General features: G+C 63.5%; 13 protein-coding genes and 3 pseudogenes. 4 read left to right on the forward strand and 12 right to left on the reverse strand.

From position 1 onward, the window contains the following. Position 1: 1 nt before the first annotated feature. Positions 2-892 (reverse strand): LysR substrate-binding domain-containing protein, encoded by an 891-nt coding sequence (locus N1937_RS23750; protein ID WP_260057134.1) that lies wholly within the window; start codon positions 890-892, stop codon positions 2-4. A 114-nt stretch (positions 893-1,006) separates the two neighbouring features. Here N1937_RS23750 and N1937_RS23755 point away from each other — a divergent pair, with 114 nt between their 5' ends. After that, positions 1,007-1,714, forward strand: a complete 708-nt coding sequence (locus tag N1937_RS23755) for a glutathione S-transferase family protein (RefSeq protein WP_260057135.1) — start codon at positions 1,007-1,009, stop codon at positions 1,712-1,714. Positions 1,715-1,760: 46 nt separating this feature from the next. On the opposite strand, the gene N1937_RS23760 is transcribed toward N1937_RS23755, so the two are convergent. Next, positions 1,761-2,147, reverse strand: a complete 387-nt coding sequence (locus tag N1937_RS23760; protein WP_260057136.1) for a RidA family protein — start codon at positions 2,145-2,147, stop codon at positions 1,761-1,763. A 27-nt stretch (positions 2,148-2,174) separates the two neighbouring features. Between N1937_RS23760 and N1937_RS23765 the strand changes: the two genes are divergently transcribed. Further along, positions 2,175-2,756 (forward strand): Lrp/AsnC family transcriptional regulator, encoded by a 582-nt coding sequence (locus tag N1937_RS23765; protein ID WP_260057137.1) that lies wholly within the window; start codon positions 2,175-2,177, stop codon positions 2,754-2,756. Positions 2,757-2,782: 26 nt separating this feature from the next. Here N1937_RS23765 and N1937_RS23770 read toward each other — a convergent pair whose 3' ends face one another. The 5 genes from N1937_RS23770 to N1937_RS23790 all read right to left on the reverse strand — a co-directional run bounded on the left by N1937_RS23770 (position 2,783) and on the right by N1937_RS23790 (position 8,039). Further along, a complete protein-coding gene (locus N1937_RS23770) occupies positions 2,783-3,184 on the reverse strand; it encodes a GFA family protein (protein ID WP_260057138.1) in 402 nt (133 codons plus the stop codon). Positions 3,185-3,194: 10 nt separating this feature from the next. Further along, the gene (locus N1937_RS23775) at positions 3,195-4,727 is read right to left on the reverse strand and encodes a S10 family peptidase (RefSeq protein ID WP_260057139.1); all 1,533 of its coding nucleotides are present in this window, start codon (positions 4,725-4,727) and stop codon (positions 3,195-3,197) included. A gap of 101 nt (positions 4,728-4,828) precedes the next feature. Then, positions 4,829-6,121 carry a CynX/NimT family MFS transporter gene (locus tag N1937_RS23780; protein WP_260057140.1) on the reverse strand — a complete coding sequence of 431 codons (1,293 nt, stop codon included), beginning with the start codon at positions 6,119-6,121 and terminating at the stop codon, positions 4,829-4,831. Continuing rightward, the gene (locus N1937_RS23785; protein ID WP_260057141.1) at positions 6,118-6,795 is read right to left on the reverse strand and encodes a FadR/GntR family transcriptional regulator; all 678 of its coding nucleotides are present in this window, start codon (positions 6,793-6,795) and stop codon (positions 6,118-6,120) included. Before N1937_RS23785 ends, N1937_RS23780 begins: the two co-directional genes overlap by 4 nt. Before the next feature lie 332 nt (positions 6,796-7,127). Continuing rightward, a complete protein-coding gene (locus N1937_RS23790; RefSeq protein ID WP_003544775.1) occupies positions 7,128-8,039 on the reverse strand; it encodes a pirin family protein in 912 nt (303 codons plus the stop codon). A gap of 256 nt (positions 8,040-8,295) precedes the next feature. On the opposite strand from N1937_RS23790, the gene N1937_RS23795 reads away from it, so the two are divergent. Then, on the forward strand, positions 8,296-9,108 hold the full coding sequence (locus N1937_RS23795; RefSeq protein ID WP_020486177.1) for a class II glutamine amidotransferase: 813 nt from the start codon (positions 8,296-8,298) through the stop codon (positions 9,106-9,108). A gap of 30 nt (positions 9,109-9,138) precedes the next feature. On the opposite strand, the gene coaBC is transcribed toward N1937_RS23795, so the two are convergent. The 3 genes from coaBC to N1937_RS23810 all read right to left on the reverse strand — a co-directional run bounded on the left by coaBC (position 9,139) and on the right by N1937_RS23810 (position 12,126). Then, positions 9,139-10,344, reverse strand: coding sequence for a bifunctional phosphopantothenoylcysteine decarboxylase/phosphopantothenate--cysteine ligase CoaBC (gene coaBC, locus N1937_RS23800; RefSeq protein ID WP_260057142.1), 1,206 nt, complete (start codon positions 10,342-10,344; stop codon positions 9,139-9,141). Between the two features lie 139 nt (positions 10,345-10,483). Beyond that, a complete protein-coding gene (locus tag N1937_RS23805) occupies positions 10,484-11,233 on the reverse strand; it encodes an SDR family oxidoreductase (protein ID WP_260057143.1) in 750 nt (249 codons plus the stop codon). A 128-nt stretch (positions 11,234-11,361) separates the two neighbouring features. Further along, positions 11,362-12,126 (reverse strand): SDR family oxidoreductase, encoded by a 765-nt coding sequence (locus tag N1937_RS23810; RefSeq protein WP_260057144.1) that lies wholly within the window; start codon positions 12,124-12,126, stop codon positions 11,362-11,364. A 127-nt stretch (positions 12,127-12,253) separates the two neighbouring features. Between N1937_RS23810 and N1937_RS23815 the strand changes: the two are divergent. Continuing rightward, positions 12,254-13,158, forward strand: a pseudogene (locus N1937_RS23815) (LysR substrate-binding domain-containing protein). Positions 13,159-13,261: 103 nt separating this feature from the next. Here the strand turns inward: N1937_RS23815 and N1937_RS31445 are convergent. Further along, positions 13,262-13,510 (reverse strand): annotated as a pseudogene (locus tag N1937_RS31445) (LysR family transcriptional regulator); the annotation flags it as partial. Beyond that, positions 13,510-13,632: pseudogene (locus N1937_RS31595) on the reverse strand (LysR family transcriptional regulator); the annotation flags it as partial. The pseudogenes N1937_RS31445 and N1937_RS31595, both read right to left, overlap by 1 nt. Positions 13,633-13,671: the final 39 nt, after the last annotated feature.

Genomic DNA, 13,671 nt, shown 5'->3' on the forward strand with positions numbered 1-13,671 from the left:
ATCATCCCGCCAGCCGTTCCGCCAGGAAATCGACGACGGCGCGCACCGCCGGCAGCTGGCCGCGACGGTGCGGCATCAGGATGGTCGTCTCGATACTGCCGGCCGTCCATTCCGGCAGTACCCGCACCAGCCGCCCGTCCGCCAGCGCCTTGCGGCAGACGGATGTCGGCAGGCAGGTGATGCCGAGCCCCGCCATGGCCATTTCCATCAAGACATAGGGCTCATCCGCGGCCATGACCGAATGCAGCGTGACGAGAGCCTCATCGCCGCCCGAATAAAGCCGCCACTGGTCCTCCGTCAGGCTGGTCATGATCGTCGCATGCTGTGCCAGTTCCTCCGGCCGGCGCGGCTCGCCATGGGCACTGATATAATCCGGCGAGGCGAGGATGAAGAAAGGATGGCTGGCGAGCTTCCGCTGCACCAGCGCCGAATCCGGCAGCGGCGTCCGGTGGCTGCGCAGCGCGATGTCGAAACCTTCCTGGACGATATCGACGAAACGGTCCGTCACATGCACGGAGAGCCGGAGCTTCGGATAGCGTGCCGCTAGCGTCGGCAGATGTTCCGTCAAGGTAAACTGCGCCGTCGGCACCGAGGCGGTCAGGCGAACGCTGCCGGCAGGTTCGGCCAGATGCCGCCGCACGATGCCCTCGGCCATCTCCGCCTCGATGATCGAGGCCTGGGCATGCTGAAAGAACTCTCGGCCGAGTTCGGTCAGTGCGAAGCTTCGCGACGTGCGCTGGATCAGCCGCACGCCAAGCCGCCTCTCCAACTCCGCAACCCGCTTGCTCACGGTCGATTTCGGAATGCCGAGATGTCTGGCGGCGGCGGTGAAGCTGCCGCTGTCGACTGCCTGCACGAAGAGATGGAGGTCGTTGAGGTTGAAGAGCGTCATCGCCAGCTTCCAGATATGTGGACATTGCGATGCATTTATAGCCTCTACCGCATGATCGTCCACGTCTTCACATTCATCGCGTCCAAACGGGTTCAATTCTGAAAGGAACGATTGATGTCACCCATATTGTTTTACGGCGTCCCCGAAGGCTGCTCCTTCGGCTCGATCGTCGCGCTGGAATGGTCCGGCCTGCCTTATCGGCTCTGCCGCGTTGAGATGCCGGAAATAGTCTCCAGCGAAGAATACAAACGGATCAACGCAGTCGGCGAAACGCCGTCGCTGCTGCTCGAAGATGGCAGGGCGATCAGCGAAAGCATGGCGATCCTCCACCATATCGGCGCCCGCGCAGTCGGCAACGGTCTGGGTTTTGTGCAGGGGTCGGCGGATTTCGATCGCCTGAACCAGATGCTCGCCTTTCTCAACACCACCTTCTTCAAGGCCTTCGGCCCGCTCTGGTATGCGATCGAGCATCCGATGAAACCCGAGGAGAAGCAGGTCCTCACAGCCTATGGCATCGCCGCGGTCGAAAAGGCGCACCAGACGCTGGAGCGTCTGCTCGACGGCCGCGAATGGCTTCTCGGCAACGGGCCGGGCCTGGCGGATGCCTATTTCGTCGGCATCGCCCGCTGGAACGACTTTCACCAGGTCGTCGACCGCCGGCAGTTTCCCGGCCTGCATCGCCTCTATGAGCGCATGCAGCAGGAGCCGGCCGTGCGTTTCGCCCATGCGATCGAGCATCGGCAGGAGGCGAAAAGCAGTGGCGGTTTCCGCGGTGAGGTCGATCTGGCCGAGGCGCTCGGCCTGTTGAAACAGGCGGCCTGATTGCCGCAGCCGTCGCATCCCTGCGGATGCGACGGCCAATCTGCCGTCAGCCGGCGGCGATGATTTCGATCTCGACGAGCCAGTCGTCGCGGAGCGTTTCGACGATGATCGCCGTGGTCGGCACGGCGCGGCCGTTAAGGGCTCCAAGACGGGCATTCTGGTTCGCCTCGATAAAGGCGCCGTCGCTGAGATAGCTCGTCAGCCGCACGATATTGTCCACCGTCATATCAGCGGAAGTGAGGATCGCGCGCAGATTGGACCAGATGAGATCCAACTGGCCTTCCAGATCGGCCGCCGCCATTCCCTGTTGATCGAGACCCATGGTGCCGCTGACGAAGAGCAGCCGGGATGGATGCCTGACCTCCAGCGCATGGATGTAATCAGGGCTGGCCGCATAGATCCCGTTTGCTGGATTGTGCGCGATCATCTCCATGAGATTTCTCCTCCTCCGAATATTCTATTGAAGAATGCCAGTATCGGCGATTATTCTTCGGCAGAAAGGGGAGTTTGCGGAATGGTGAAAAATACAGACGATCTTCGGCGGAGACGGCCCCAGCCGCCGGTCATCGATGCCTTCGACCGAAGAATATTAGCCGCGCTCGCCGCCGACAGCAGCCAGAGTTATGCCAGGCTTGGCGAAGCGGTCGGCCTGTCGGCGCCGGCCGTGCATGAGCGTGTGCGCCGCTTAAGACAATCCGGCGCCATCACGGGCGTGCACGCAGCACTCGATGGCGCAGCCCTCGGCAAACCGCTGCTTGCCTTCGTGCATGTGGAGGCGGCCGGCTGGGGCAAGAGCGAGCGGCTGATGCAGCTTCTGCAGTTTCCCGAGGCCGAGGAGATGCATTCGGTCGCCGGCGACGCCAGCGTTCTCTTCAAGGTCCGCACCGCCAGCCCGCAGGCCTTGGAGGCTTTTCTCGCCCAGATCCATGCCGTCCCCGGCGTCACCGGCACCCGCAGCTATATCGCCCTATCCACCTATCTGGAGCGTCCGGTCCAGGCCGGCGTGACCGATCGCTGGCCTGGTATGCCGCTGCCGGAATAAAGGCGCGATGGTAAGCCGGCCTGAGCCTAATCCTCTCTCTCGAAGCGTGGCAGCTTTTCGATATTCGCCAGCCCAGGCAAAGCCGAGCGGCACCATATCTGCTTTTTCGGCACCAATTCCCGCCGCTGGTCGATGCCGCCGACGCGGATGCCGATGGCGCCGCCTTCGCCGTCTGTGCGGTAGAGCGGCGATCCGCAATTCGGGCAGAAGAATTGACGGCTGAGACCGCCGCTGTCGCCATATTTTGCATAGGCTTTTGGCTCACCTGAGGTGAGCGTGAAACTTCCCGGCCGCGCTGGTGCTGTGATGCGATAGGCGGAGCCCGTCAACCGCTGGCAATCGGTGCAATGGCAGATCGAGACCCGCTCCGGGTCGATCTCCGCTTGATAGCGGATCGCCTCGCAGTGGCATCCTCCGGTGATGTGCATCGGCGATTCCTCAGTCTGCCGGCTGAGCGGCCGGGTGTGTGGCGTAGAAGGCCTTCGCATCCGCCGTGAAGGCGGCCCGCTGATCGGCTTTCGTATAGAACATATGGCCGCCGCGATAAAGCTTCAGCCCGACGCGGCCGCCGGCGAGCGAGGGCGGCAGATGGTCGACCACGTAGCGGCTGACGCCATAGGGCGTTACCAGATCGCTGTAGCCATGCGCAATCAGCAGACGGAATGCCGAGTTCGAGGCGAGCAGCTGCCGGATGTTGTCGGTGGCGCTGGCCTGGAAGCGCGATCCGCCGCCACGTCCTCCACCCCATTCCCAGCGTCGGCTGATATCGCCGTCGAGCAGCGAATAGGTCATCTCGGTCTTGAAGCCGAGCTCGTTGCGGGCGTAATCGGCAAAGGCGCCGCCATAGGCGCGGGCGAAGCCGTCGAGGATGGCGTCGTCGCCGCGATCGTAATCCGATTCCGGATAGGGATCGGGTGCTGCAAAGGAAGCGTCGTAGGCGCTCATCACCTCGCCGCTGCCGGCGTCCGAATGTTTGACGTAGGAATTGCCGAGGAAGCCGCGGTTGCGGGTAACGATATCCTCGGGAATGCCCGTCAGCCCGGCGATCCTGCCATAGAAGACGGCGGCGTCGGCACCCGTCGGCGGCGGCCCGGCCAGCGTCGTCAGATAGTCGCCGAGCGCGAAGGTCTCGGCCTCCTTCTGCTTTTCTTCGTCAAAGGCCTTGTGCCGATCGAGTTCGGCGGCGGCCAGCGACGGCAGCTCCAGCGCTGCGCCGAGCGCGAACTGATCGGCATTGAACATCAACTGGCCCTCGAGCAGGGGGGAAAGCATCACCGCGCCGGCGACAATGATTCCCTGGCTTTCCTGCAGCACCGAGGCGACCTTGGCCGCACGGAAGCCGCCATAACTCTCGCCGAGAAGATATTTTGGCGAGTTGGAACGGTTGTTGTGCGCGACATAGAGCGCGATCGCCTTGGCGATGCTTTCAGCATCTGAGTTGACGTTATAATAATTGGAGGCGTCGTCGGCCTTCGCCGTCCGGCTCCAGCCGGTGCCGATCGGGTCGATCAGCACGAGATCGGTGAAATCGAGCCAGCTTTGCTCGTTATCGACGAGTTTCGCATTGGCGCCGTCGCGTCCGTCCGGCCCGAAATCGAGCACCTTCGGCCCGACCAGCCCGAGATGCAGGAAGGCGGAAGCAGCACCCGGCCCGCCGTTGAAGGCAAAGGTCAGAGGCCGGTTCGGCCCGCCATCCCGCGCGACATAGGCGGTGTAGAAGATCGCGCCGGTCTGGGCGCCGTCCTGGCCGAAGAGATCCAGCGTGCCGGCGGTGGCGGTATAGGCGAGTTTCCGGTCGCCGATCGTCAGCGCGTGCTCTGTGACGGAATCGGCCGGCAGCAGCTTCAATACGCCGTCGCGCGTGCCGCTCTGGACATTCGCCCTCGGCGGATCGCTTTCCTGCGCATGGGAAAGGGCAGGTGCCAGCGACGCCATAAACGCAGCGAGCAGAAACAGGGTTCGTATGCGCAAGATGTCTCCTCCGGCGGTGGGTAATGAGAGGCTGAGATAGCGTAACATCCGCGGCCGATAACGAGCATCAAGAGATGGTGATGGACAGGTGAGCGAAGGGCTCAGCCGTCCTTTTCGACCGCATGGACATTGATCTCGACCGCCCGCCCGGCCTTCCAGCCGTTGATCGCCGCTCCAAGCCCGAGCGCAACGAAGAGAGCCGCGCACCAGGAAAAACTTCCGGTCCAGCCGCGGATGAGGCCGACGATGAGCGGGCCGATGGCGGCGAGCAGGTAACCGACGCATTGCGCCATGCCGGAAAGATGGGCTGCGATATCGGGATCGCGCGAGCGCAGCACGATCGTCGTCATGGCCGCCGCGATCAGCCCACCCTGGCCGATGCCCTGCAGCACCGCCCACAGCCAGACCGTCGAAAGCGGCGCAAAGAGCAGGCCGAGCAGGGCGATGACGGCAACGCCACAGAGGCTCGCATTGATCAGCCGCTGGTCGCGGCCGCGCACGGCGACATGCGGCACGATCAGGCAGGATGCTGCTTGCACCATCACCGACAGGGAAACGATTGCCCCGGCGGTGACCCCGTCGAGCCCGCGTTCGCGCAAGATCGGAACCAGCCAGCCGAAGACGCAATAGGCAAGCGCCGATTGCAGCCCCATGAACAGCGTCACCTGCCAGGCGAGCCGGTCACGCCAGAGGCCTTTGAGGTGGAAGCCGTTTTGTCTTGCCTGGGTGCAGCTGCGAAGAACCTCAGGCAGCCAGAGCAGGCTGACGGCGAGCGCCGGCAGCGCCCAAATGGCGAGCGCGCCCGCGAGAGAGCCGCCGAGTGCGTGCTCGATCGGCAGCGTCAGCCCGGCCGCACTGGCCGCCCCGGCGCAAAGCGCCATCGTGTAGAAGCCGGTCATCAGCGCGGCGCGCTCGGCGAAATCCCGCTTCACCAGCCCCGGCAGCAGTACATTGCCGACGGCGATGCAGGCGCCCGCAAGGGCGGTGCCGATGAAGAGCAGCGGTATGGAGGAAAGCCCGCGCAATGCGGTGCCGAGTGCCAGAAGCAGGAGAACGCCGAGCAGCGTGCGTTCCGTCCCGAAGCGCTGGGCAAGACGAGGGGCAAGCGGCGAGAAGGCGCCGAGGCAGACGACCGGAAGCGTCGTCAGCAGGCTGGCGCCCAGCGCGCTCAGGCCGAATTCCCCACGGATTTCCGGCAGCAGCGCCGAGGCGCTGGAGAAGACCGGGCGCAGGTTGAAAGCGATCAGCACCAGGCTTGCGCCGAGCAGAATCCGATCCGCAACTCCCCGTACCGGGGTTGCCTGCGGCGGTGGAAGGCTGCCGGCCTCGGCATCAACAAGCAGATCGTCGGCAGGCTCAAGCGCGCTGGCGGCATGGTTGGCAGGCGTGTTCATGACAGGATCATCCGGTCGAGTGCGGCAAGAACCGGCGCCATGAAGCGGCGCACCGCCGCATCCGCACTATCGGGGTCGCCGGTTTCGATGGCGTCGACGATATCGGCATGCGCCTGCATATCCGGCTCGGGAATGTCCTTGCCGAGCGTCGCCGCGATGGTATCGGCGATCGAGGTCGAGAAGAAATCGTAGATCTCGATCATCGCCCGGTTGCCCGAAGCGGCGATGATAGCCTTGTGAAAGGCGAGGTCGCGTTCGATGAAGGCGGCCTGGTTGCCGCCGTCGTAATTGCCGCGTTCGGCAAGCAGCCTGCGAAGCCCGGCGACCGTCTCCGGCGTCTTGCGCATCGCCGTCAGCCGGGCAGCCTCGACGTCGAGTGCCAAGCGCGCCTCGAACTGGTCGCGCAGGCTGGCGCGCCGCGCCATCGTCAGCGGCCGGCCGGCGTCGCTGGTCGCGCGGACATAGGTTCCCGAACCCTGCCTTGTTTCGAGATAACCCTGAGAGGCGAGAACGCGCACCGCCTCGCGCACCGTGCCGCGGCTGACGGAAAGCATGGCCGAGAGCGAGGCTTCATTCGGCAATTTTTCGCCGACCGCCCAGCGTTTGCCGAGAATGTCGCCGCGGATCGCCTCGATCGCCTCATCGGCGAGATTGGTTTTGCTGAGCGCTCGCATCTCACTACTCATAAAGTCATCAGATGACCTTACGAGTAGTGAGATTTCGATCTTTCGTCAACGCCTGGCATCAAGACAATAAAGACATCAAGACAGTAAAAAAGGGCCGCCTCAGCGACCCTTTCCATGAGTTTGGCCTCTAACTGGCCTGGACTGTCTATGCAGCCCTAGGAAGGCGGGGATTAGAGCGAGGGCTGCCTCGCCTTCGTCACCTCTTCCATGCCCGTTACGAGGTCCGAAATCTCATTAGACATTGGATCACCTTCCTTTCGTTCTGTTGCTGATGACTTAAAGTTAGGCTGATTCTTCGCAGATGCAAGAGAGAAATGCGTTCAATGCGCAGCTTTGATGAAGGTGCCGTTCTGCAGTTCGCGCATCGCCTGCATGATTTCCTCGCGCGAATTCATCACGATCGGGCCGTGCCAGGCAACCGGCTCCTCGATCGGCTTGCCGGAGACAAGCAGGAAACGGATGCCCTGGTCGCCTGCCTGCACCGTCACTTCGTCGCCGCTGTCGAAGACCACGAGCGTGCGGTTGCCGGACATGTCGCGGATATTCAATTCCTCGCCGTCGACTTCCTTCTCGACGCGCACGCCGAAGGGTTTCGATGCATCGCGGAAGGTGCCGGAGCCGGCGAAGATATATGCGAAGGCATTGCGGTAGGTATCGACCGGCAGGCGCTTCTTCCGGCCGGGCGGCACCGACACGTCGAGATAGATCGGCTCGGCGGCGACACCATCGACCGGACCGGCCTTGCCCCAGAAATCGCCGCAGATCACCCGCACCGCCGTGCCGTCATCATCGACGACGACAGGAATATCGGTGGATTTGACGTCCTGGTAGCGCGGCGCCGTCATCTTCAGCGAGGAGGGCAAGTTCGCCCAGAGCTGGAAGCCGTGCATTCGGCCGGCAAAATCGCCCTTCGGCATTTCCTGGTGCATGATGCCGCTGCCGGCTGTCATCCACTGGATGTCGCCGGCGCCGAGCAGGCCGCTATTGCCCAAGCTGTCGCCGTGCTCGACGGTGCCAGCGAGCACATAGGTGATCGTCTCGATGCCGCGATGCGGATGCCAGGGAAAACCGCGGATATATTCCGCCGGATTGTCGTTGCGGAAATCATCCATCATCAGGAAGGGATCGGTCATCGCGGGATCGCCGAAGCCGAAGACGCGGTGCAGCTTGACGCCGGCGCCTTCCATGGTCGGTGTGGCAGTACTTTCATGCTTGACGGGGCGGATCGACATGGCGTCCTCCTAGGGGTTCAACTTGGCGGCGACTATAGCCGCCCGGCTGCCGGGCGCGAAGTCTGCGGGGCAGACAACGCAGTGTTCACAAAAGAACACAGCATTTCGCCGAATTTGAAGAGGTCAGGCGTCAAGAAATCGTCATGTTTCACTTGCAAACCGGCCGGGCGTTAAGCTGTTATTAGCGACGACATTCGACAATTCAGTTGAGTTTCAGCATTTCCCGCCGATGCGGCGGGTTCCGGAGCAAAGAGCCATGTGTCGCTGGGCAGCCTATCGCGGAGACCCTCTCTATCTCGAAGATCTGGTATCCTCGCCCGCCCATTCCCTGATCGAGCAGTCGCATTGCGCCACCCGCGCCAAGACGGCGACGAATGGCGATGGTTTCGGCATTGCCTGGTATGGTGACAGGCCCGAGCCCGGCCGCTACCGCGATATCCTGCCGGCCTGGTCGGATTGCAATCTGAAGAGCCTGGCACGGCAGATCCGTTCGCCGCTCTTCCTCGCCCATGTCCGCGCTGCCACAGGCGGCGGCACGCGCCGCGACAACTGCCATCCCTTCACCAATGGCACCTGGTCCTTCATGCACAACGGCCAGATCTCCGGCTTCGAGCGCCTGCGCCGGCCGATGGAGGCGATGCTCGACGATGAATTGTTCAATGCCCGCGGCGGCACGACCGATTCCGAGCTGATGTTCCTGTTGGCGCTGCAGTTCGGCCTGCGCGAAGCGCCGGTCGCCGCGATGGCGGAAATGATCGGCTTCATCGAGGACCTGGCGGAAAACACCATCGGCTCGATCTTGCTGCGTTTTACCGCTGCCTTCTCCGATGGCAACACGCTCTATGCGATCCGTTATGCCACAGATCGCAGGGCCCCGACGCTCTATGCTTCTCCCGTCGGCGCGGGCTATTGCCTTGTGTCCGAGCCGCTGAACGACGATGGCGATGCCTGGGCGGAAATTCCGGATGGCAGCGCCGTCACCGTCGGTAAAGGCGGCATCGATGTCGCCGACTTCCGGCCGGAGAAGCGGAGCGCCTCCAAGCCGCAGCGGGTCGCCATTCCTGCCTGAGCCGCTTGCGATCAGCTGAGCCGCTCGGCGTTAGCCGATCTGCTTGGCGATCAGCGCCGCGAGTCGCTCGGCAACCTCTTCCTTCGTCAGGTCAGGCCATTGCTCGACCCCGTCGCGGCGAATGAGTTTGACGCTGTTGCGGCTGCCGCCCATGATGCCTGTCGTGGGGGAAACGTCATTGGCGACGATCAGGTCGGCGCCTTTCCTTTCGAGTTTCGCCTTCGCATTGCTTTCGACGTCCTGCGTCTCGGCGGCAAAGCCGATCACCAGCCTAGGCCGCATCGTATGATGGCCGACGGTTTTCAGGATGTCCGGATTCTCGGTCAGCGCCAGCGTCGGAATGGATTCGCCCGGATGTTTCTTCAGCTTCTGGTCGGCGGCCGAGGCGACGCGCCAGTCCGCCACCGCTGCCACCATCACCGCGATGTCGGCCGGCAGTGCCGCAAGCACGGCATCGCGCATTTCCTCCGCCCGTTCGACATGCACGGTGCCAACGCCGACGGGGTCGGCGATCGCCACCGGCCCCGAGACGAGCGTCACATCAGCCCCGAGCTTTGCCAGGGCCGCGGCGATCGCGTGCCCCTGCCGGCCAGAGGAGCGGTTGGCGATATAACGCACCGGATCGATCGGCTCATGCGTCGGTCCTGACGTGACGATCGCCTTGCGTCCCTTGAGCGGCTTTTCTCCATCGTCGAGCAGGGTTTCGGCCGCAGCGACGATCTCCAGCGGTTCCGCCATCCGGCCAAGCCCGGCCTCCCGGCTTTCCGCCATCTCACCGGCCATCGGCCCGACGAAGCGGATGCCGTCGGCTCGGAGCATCGCGGCATTCCGCCGCGTCGCCGGGTGCGCCCACATGGCGGGGTTCATCGCCGGTGCGGCAAGCACCGGTCTGTTCGTCGCCAGAAGCACGGTCGAAGCGAGATCGTCGGCAAGCCCGTTCGCCATCTTCGCCATCAGATCGGCGGTGGCAGGAGCGATCAGCACGAGGTCGCAGTCGCGCGCCAGTCTTATATGACCGACATCCTGTTCGTCCTGGCGCGAAAACAGATCGAGGAAGACATGGTCAGCCGCCAGTGCACCAATGGCAAGCGGCGTGACGAATTCCTGCGCGCCTTTGGTCATCACAGGGCGCACACTCGCGCCGCGCTCGCGCAGCCGGCGGATCAGATCCAGGCTCTTATAGGCCGCGATGCCGCCTGAGATGATGAGGAGGATGCGTTTGCCGCTGAGAGCCATGGCCTTCTTCCCGTTGCCTTTTCTGACCACCCTCGACCCTAAGCCTTTGGCGTTGAACATGCAATCGCGGGGACGGCACCCATCGGCCGCAGCCGGCGGGACCGCCCCGTTCATGACGTTAGCTGTCATCTTCGTGGGTTCAGAGGTTGCTCATCCCGCCGTCGATGATGAGTTCGCTGCCGACGATATAGGCCGCCTCATCGGAGGCGAGGAAGACGATCGTCTTGGCGACTTCGCCGGGATTTCCGAAACGGCCGACGGGGATCTGGGCCTGGATCTGCTCGGCCATCGCCTTGGATTGGGCTTCCGAGGCGCCGAGCTTGCTGTAAAGCGGTGTGGCGATCGGACCGGGGCTGACGGCGTTGACGCGGATGCCGCGGCCGATGAGTTCGCCCGACAATGTCTTGGCAAGCGTCAGCAGCGCCCCCTTCGTCAGCGAATAGACGCTGGAGTTCGGCATTCCGATATGGGCGTTGATCGAGGTGTTGAGCACGATCGCGGCCTGCTTCGAAAAAATCGGCAGCAGCGCCTGAATCAGGAAGAAAGGTCCTTTGACGTTGATATCAACCGACTTGTCGAAGGCGGCTTCACTCCACTGTTCCAGCGGCCCGAATTCGGCGACCCCGGCGTTGACGAAGAGGATGTCGAGCGTGCCGAAAGCCTCTCTCACGCTATCGGCGACGGCCTTCTGGCCGACCGCATTGCCGGCATCGGCTTGGATGACGGTGGCTTCGCCGCCAAGTTCGGCGCGGGCCGCCTCGACGCTTGCCGCGCTGCTGCCGGTAACGACGACGCGGGCGCCCTCGGCGATGAATTGGCGGGCGGTCTCGAGACCGATGCCGCTGGTGCCGCCGGTGATGAGGGCTGTCTTGTTTTGCAGGCGTGACATGATGACGTTCCTTTGATCGAATTTTGGGCCGCGGCCCGTTGTTGCGAGAATGCCCTGAAAAAGGCGGCGCGATAAGCCGGCGCGTTGAAGGATCATCAACCCGCAGCGGATAATCGCGCCGCGCCGTCTCAGGTGCGGGTGATCGAAGCGCCGCCGTCGACCAGCGAGGCCGTGCCGGTGACGAAGCTCGCATCGTCGGAGGCGAGATAGAGAACCGAGCGGGCAAGTTCTTCGGGTGTCGCGACACGCTTCAGCGCATGCAGGTTGGTGACGAAGGCCTGCTTCTCAGGCGTGTCGTTCATGTCCCGATACATGTCGGTATCAACAGCACCCGGCAGGATGGCATTGACGCGCACGCCCTGCTGGCCGAATTCGGCGGCAAGCGCCTGCGTCAGGCCGATCAGGCCGGATTTGCTGGCGGCATAGGCGGCAACGCCCGGAAAAGCGAAGCTGTAGCCGACGAAGGTCGAGGTGAAGATCACCGAGCCGCCGCCATTCTCCACCATTGCGCCGATCTGGTGCTTGGCAGCGAGGAAGGAGGCCGTCAGATTGATCGCCAGTGCCTCGCTGAAGCCTGCTTCCGAAACGGCGGTGCTCGGACCGGCTTCGCCGAGCGTGCCGGCATTGTTGAAGGCGATGTCGAGCTTGCCGTAATTCGTCACGGCGGCAGCGACCAGCGCCTTGTGATAGTCTTCCGAGCGCACGTCCCCGGCAATGGCGATGGCGTCGCCGCCCTCTGCCTTGATCTCCGCGACAAGGCTGTCGAGTTCGCGCTCGCGGCGGGCGCCGACGACGATCTTGGCGCCTTCGGCGGCGAAGAGCTTTGCCGTGGCGCGGCCGATGCCGGAGCTTGCGCCGGTGACGATCGCGACCTTGTTGTTCAAGCGGTTCATGGTTCCATCTCCTGCGTTTAAGGTGAGGCGGCCCCTGCCGTCCCTTTCGATGAAGGTTAAGATGGCATTTTCCTTTCGTTCGGATTAGTCTCCAGATCGGGGAACTCGAATTCGGAAAAGCCGAACGATGATCAGGATCGAAGGTATTGCGGCTTTCGTCGCCGTGGTTGAGGCGGGCTCGGTCAGCGAGGCGGCCCGCGCCTGCGGCTGTCCAAATCCGTCGTCAGCGAAAGGCTGACCGAACTGGAGAAGTCGCTGGGCGGCATGCTGCTGCACCGAACGACCCGCAAGCTCACCTTGACGGAGGATGGCACGGTCTTCCTGGAGCGCGCCGCGCGCATCGTGCGCGAGATCGAGGAGGCCGCAGCCGATATGGCCGAGCGGCGCGGAACGCTGACCGGTCCTATCCGCATTGCCGCCCCCGTCACCTTCGGCCGCATGCATCTCGGCCCGGCGCTTTATCCCTTTCTTGCCGAACATCCCGAGATCGAACTGACCCTCGATATCGATGACCGGCGCGTCGATGCCGCCTCGGACGGTTATGATGCCATTATCCGCAACGGCCCGATCGCCGATAGCCGGCTGGTCGCCTGGAAACTCACGCGCAGTCGCCGCCTTCTCTGCGCCTCGCCCGATTATCTCGCCCGCCAGGGAATTCCGTCGTCGCTTGATGATCTCAACAGCCATCGCGGCATCTTCTACACCAATCGCGGCGCTGCCGACTGGCGCTTCCAGACGCCCGACGGTGCGATCGTCGTCCGCGCGAAACTGGCGCTCGGCATCAACAATGGCGACATGCTCCGCGACGCCGCGATTGCAGGGCTCGGCATCGCGCTGCTGCCTGCCTTCATCGCTGGCCCGGCCATCCGTGAGGGCCGGCTTGCCGAAATCGATGTCGGCCACAAGCCTGAGGCCGAATTCATCTACATGGCCCATCCCGAAGGCCGAAATCCCTCCGCCAAGCTCCGCGCCATCGCCGATCATCTGAAGAAGAGTTTTGGTGATCCGCCCTATTGGGATCCAGTGGGTTAGAGCATGTCGCGCAAAAGTGTGCAGCGGTTTTGCGGGAACGACATGCGCAAAACAAAGACCTAAAGCGCGAAGAGCGAATCTGAAAGATCGCCACGCGCTTTAGCTAGCTCAGCAAGCTGATCAGGTTCTCGGTGACCGGCGAGCGATGTGTTTTCAGCATTGCCAGCGCCAGGCCGCCACGGCCGGCGGCCCCTCGATCGGCCGGTAGGCCGCACCTTCGAGCTTCATCTGCGAAATGGAGGCCGGCACGATCGAGACGCCGGGATCGGCGGCACCAGAAGGAAATCTGCGGCGCCTCCTGCGCCACGGTCAGCTCGAACCCCGCCCCGCGGCAAGCGAGCACGACATCGTCTTCCGTTCCAGGTCGCGGATCTGCTGGCTGAGCGGCGGCTGCCCGATGCCGAGTTTGCCGGCGGCACGGGTGAAGTTGCCTTCTTCCGCCACCAGGAAATATCGCAAGTGCCGCAGCTCGATCGTCATCTCCAAAACCTATCGAAATCGCCAGTTTCATAT

It is taken from the genome of Rhizobium sp. WSM4643 (genome assembly GCF_025152745.1).
Taxonomy (GTDB): domain Bacteria; phylum Pseudomonadota; class Alphaproteobacteria; order Rhizobiales; family Rhizobiaceae; genus Rhizobium; species Rhizobium leguminosarum_I.

Coding starts and splice junctions, on each gene's coding strand:
- N1937_RS23760 (WP_260057136.1), bottom strand. CDS start 2,147: ATGGAGATGATCGCGCACAATCCAGCAAACGGGATCTATGCGGCCAGC.
- N1937_RS23755 (WP_260057135.1), top strand. CDS start 1,007: ATGTCACCCATATTGTTTTACGGCGTCCCCGAAGGCTGCTCCTTCGGC.
- N1937_RS23805 (WP_260057143.1), bottom strand. CDS start 11,233: ATGTCACGCCTGCAAAACAAGACAGCCCTCATCACCGGCGGCACCAGC.
- N1937_RS23790 (WP_003544775.1), bottom strand. CDS start 8,039: ATGTCGATCCGCCCCGTCAAGCATGAAAGTACTGCCACACCGACCATG.
- N1937_RS23810 (WP_260057144.1), bottom strand. CDS start 12,126: ATGAACCGCTTGAACAACAAGGTCGCGATCGTCACCGGCGCAAGCTCC.
- N1937_RS23795 (WP_020486177.1), top strand. CDS start 8,296: ATGTGTCGCTGGGCAGCCTATCGCGGAGACCCTCTCTATCTCGAAGAT.
- N1937_RS23750 (WP_260057134.1), bottom strand. CDS start 892: ATGACGCTCTTCAACCTCAACGACCTCCATCTCTTCGTGCAGGCAGTC.
- N1937_RS23770 (WP_260057138.1), bottom strand. CDS start 3,184: ATGCACATCACCGGAGGATGCCACTGCGAGGCGATCCGCTATCAAGCG.
- N1937_RS23785 (WP_260057141.1), bottom strand. CDS start 6,795: ATGCGAGCGCTCAGCAAAACCAATCTCGCCGATGAGGCGATCGAGGCG.
- coaBC (WP_260057142.1), bottom strand. CDS start 10,344: ATGGCTCTCAGCGGCAAACGCATCCTCCTCATCATCTCAGGCGGCATC.
- N1937_RS23780 (WP_260057140.1), bottom strand. CDS start 6,121: ATGAACACGCCTGCCAACCATGCCGCCAGCGCGCTTGAGCCTGCCGAC.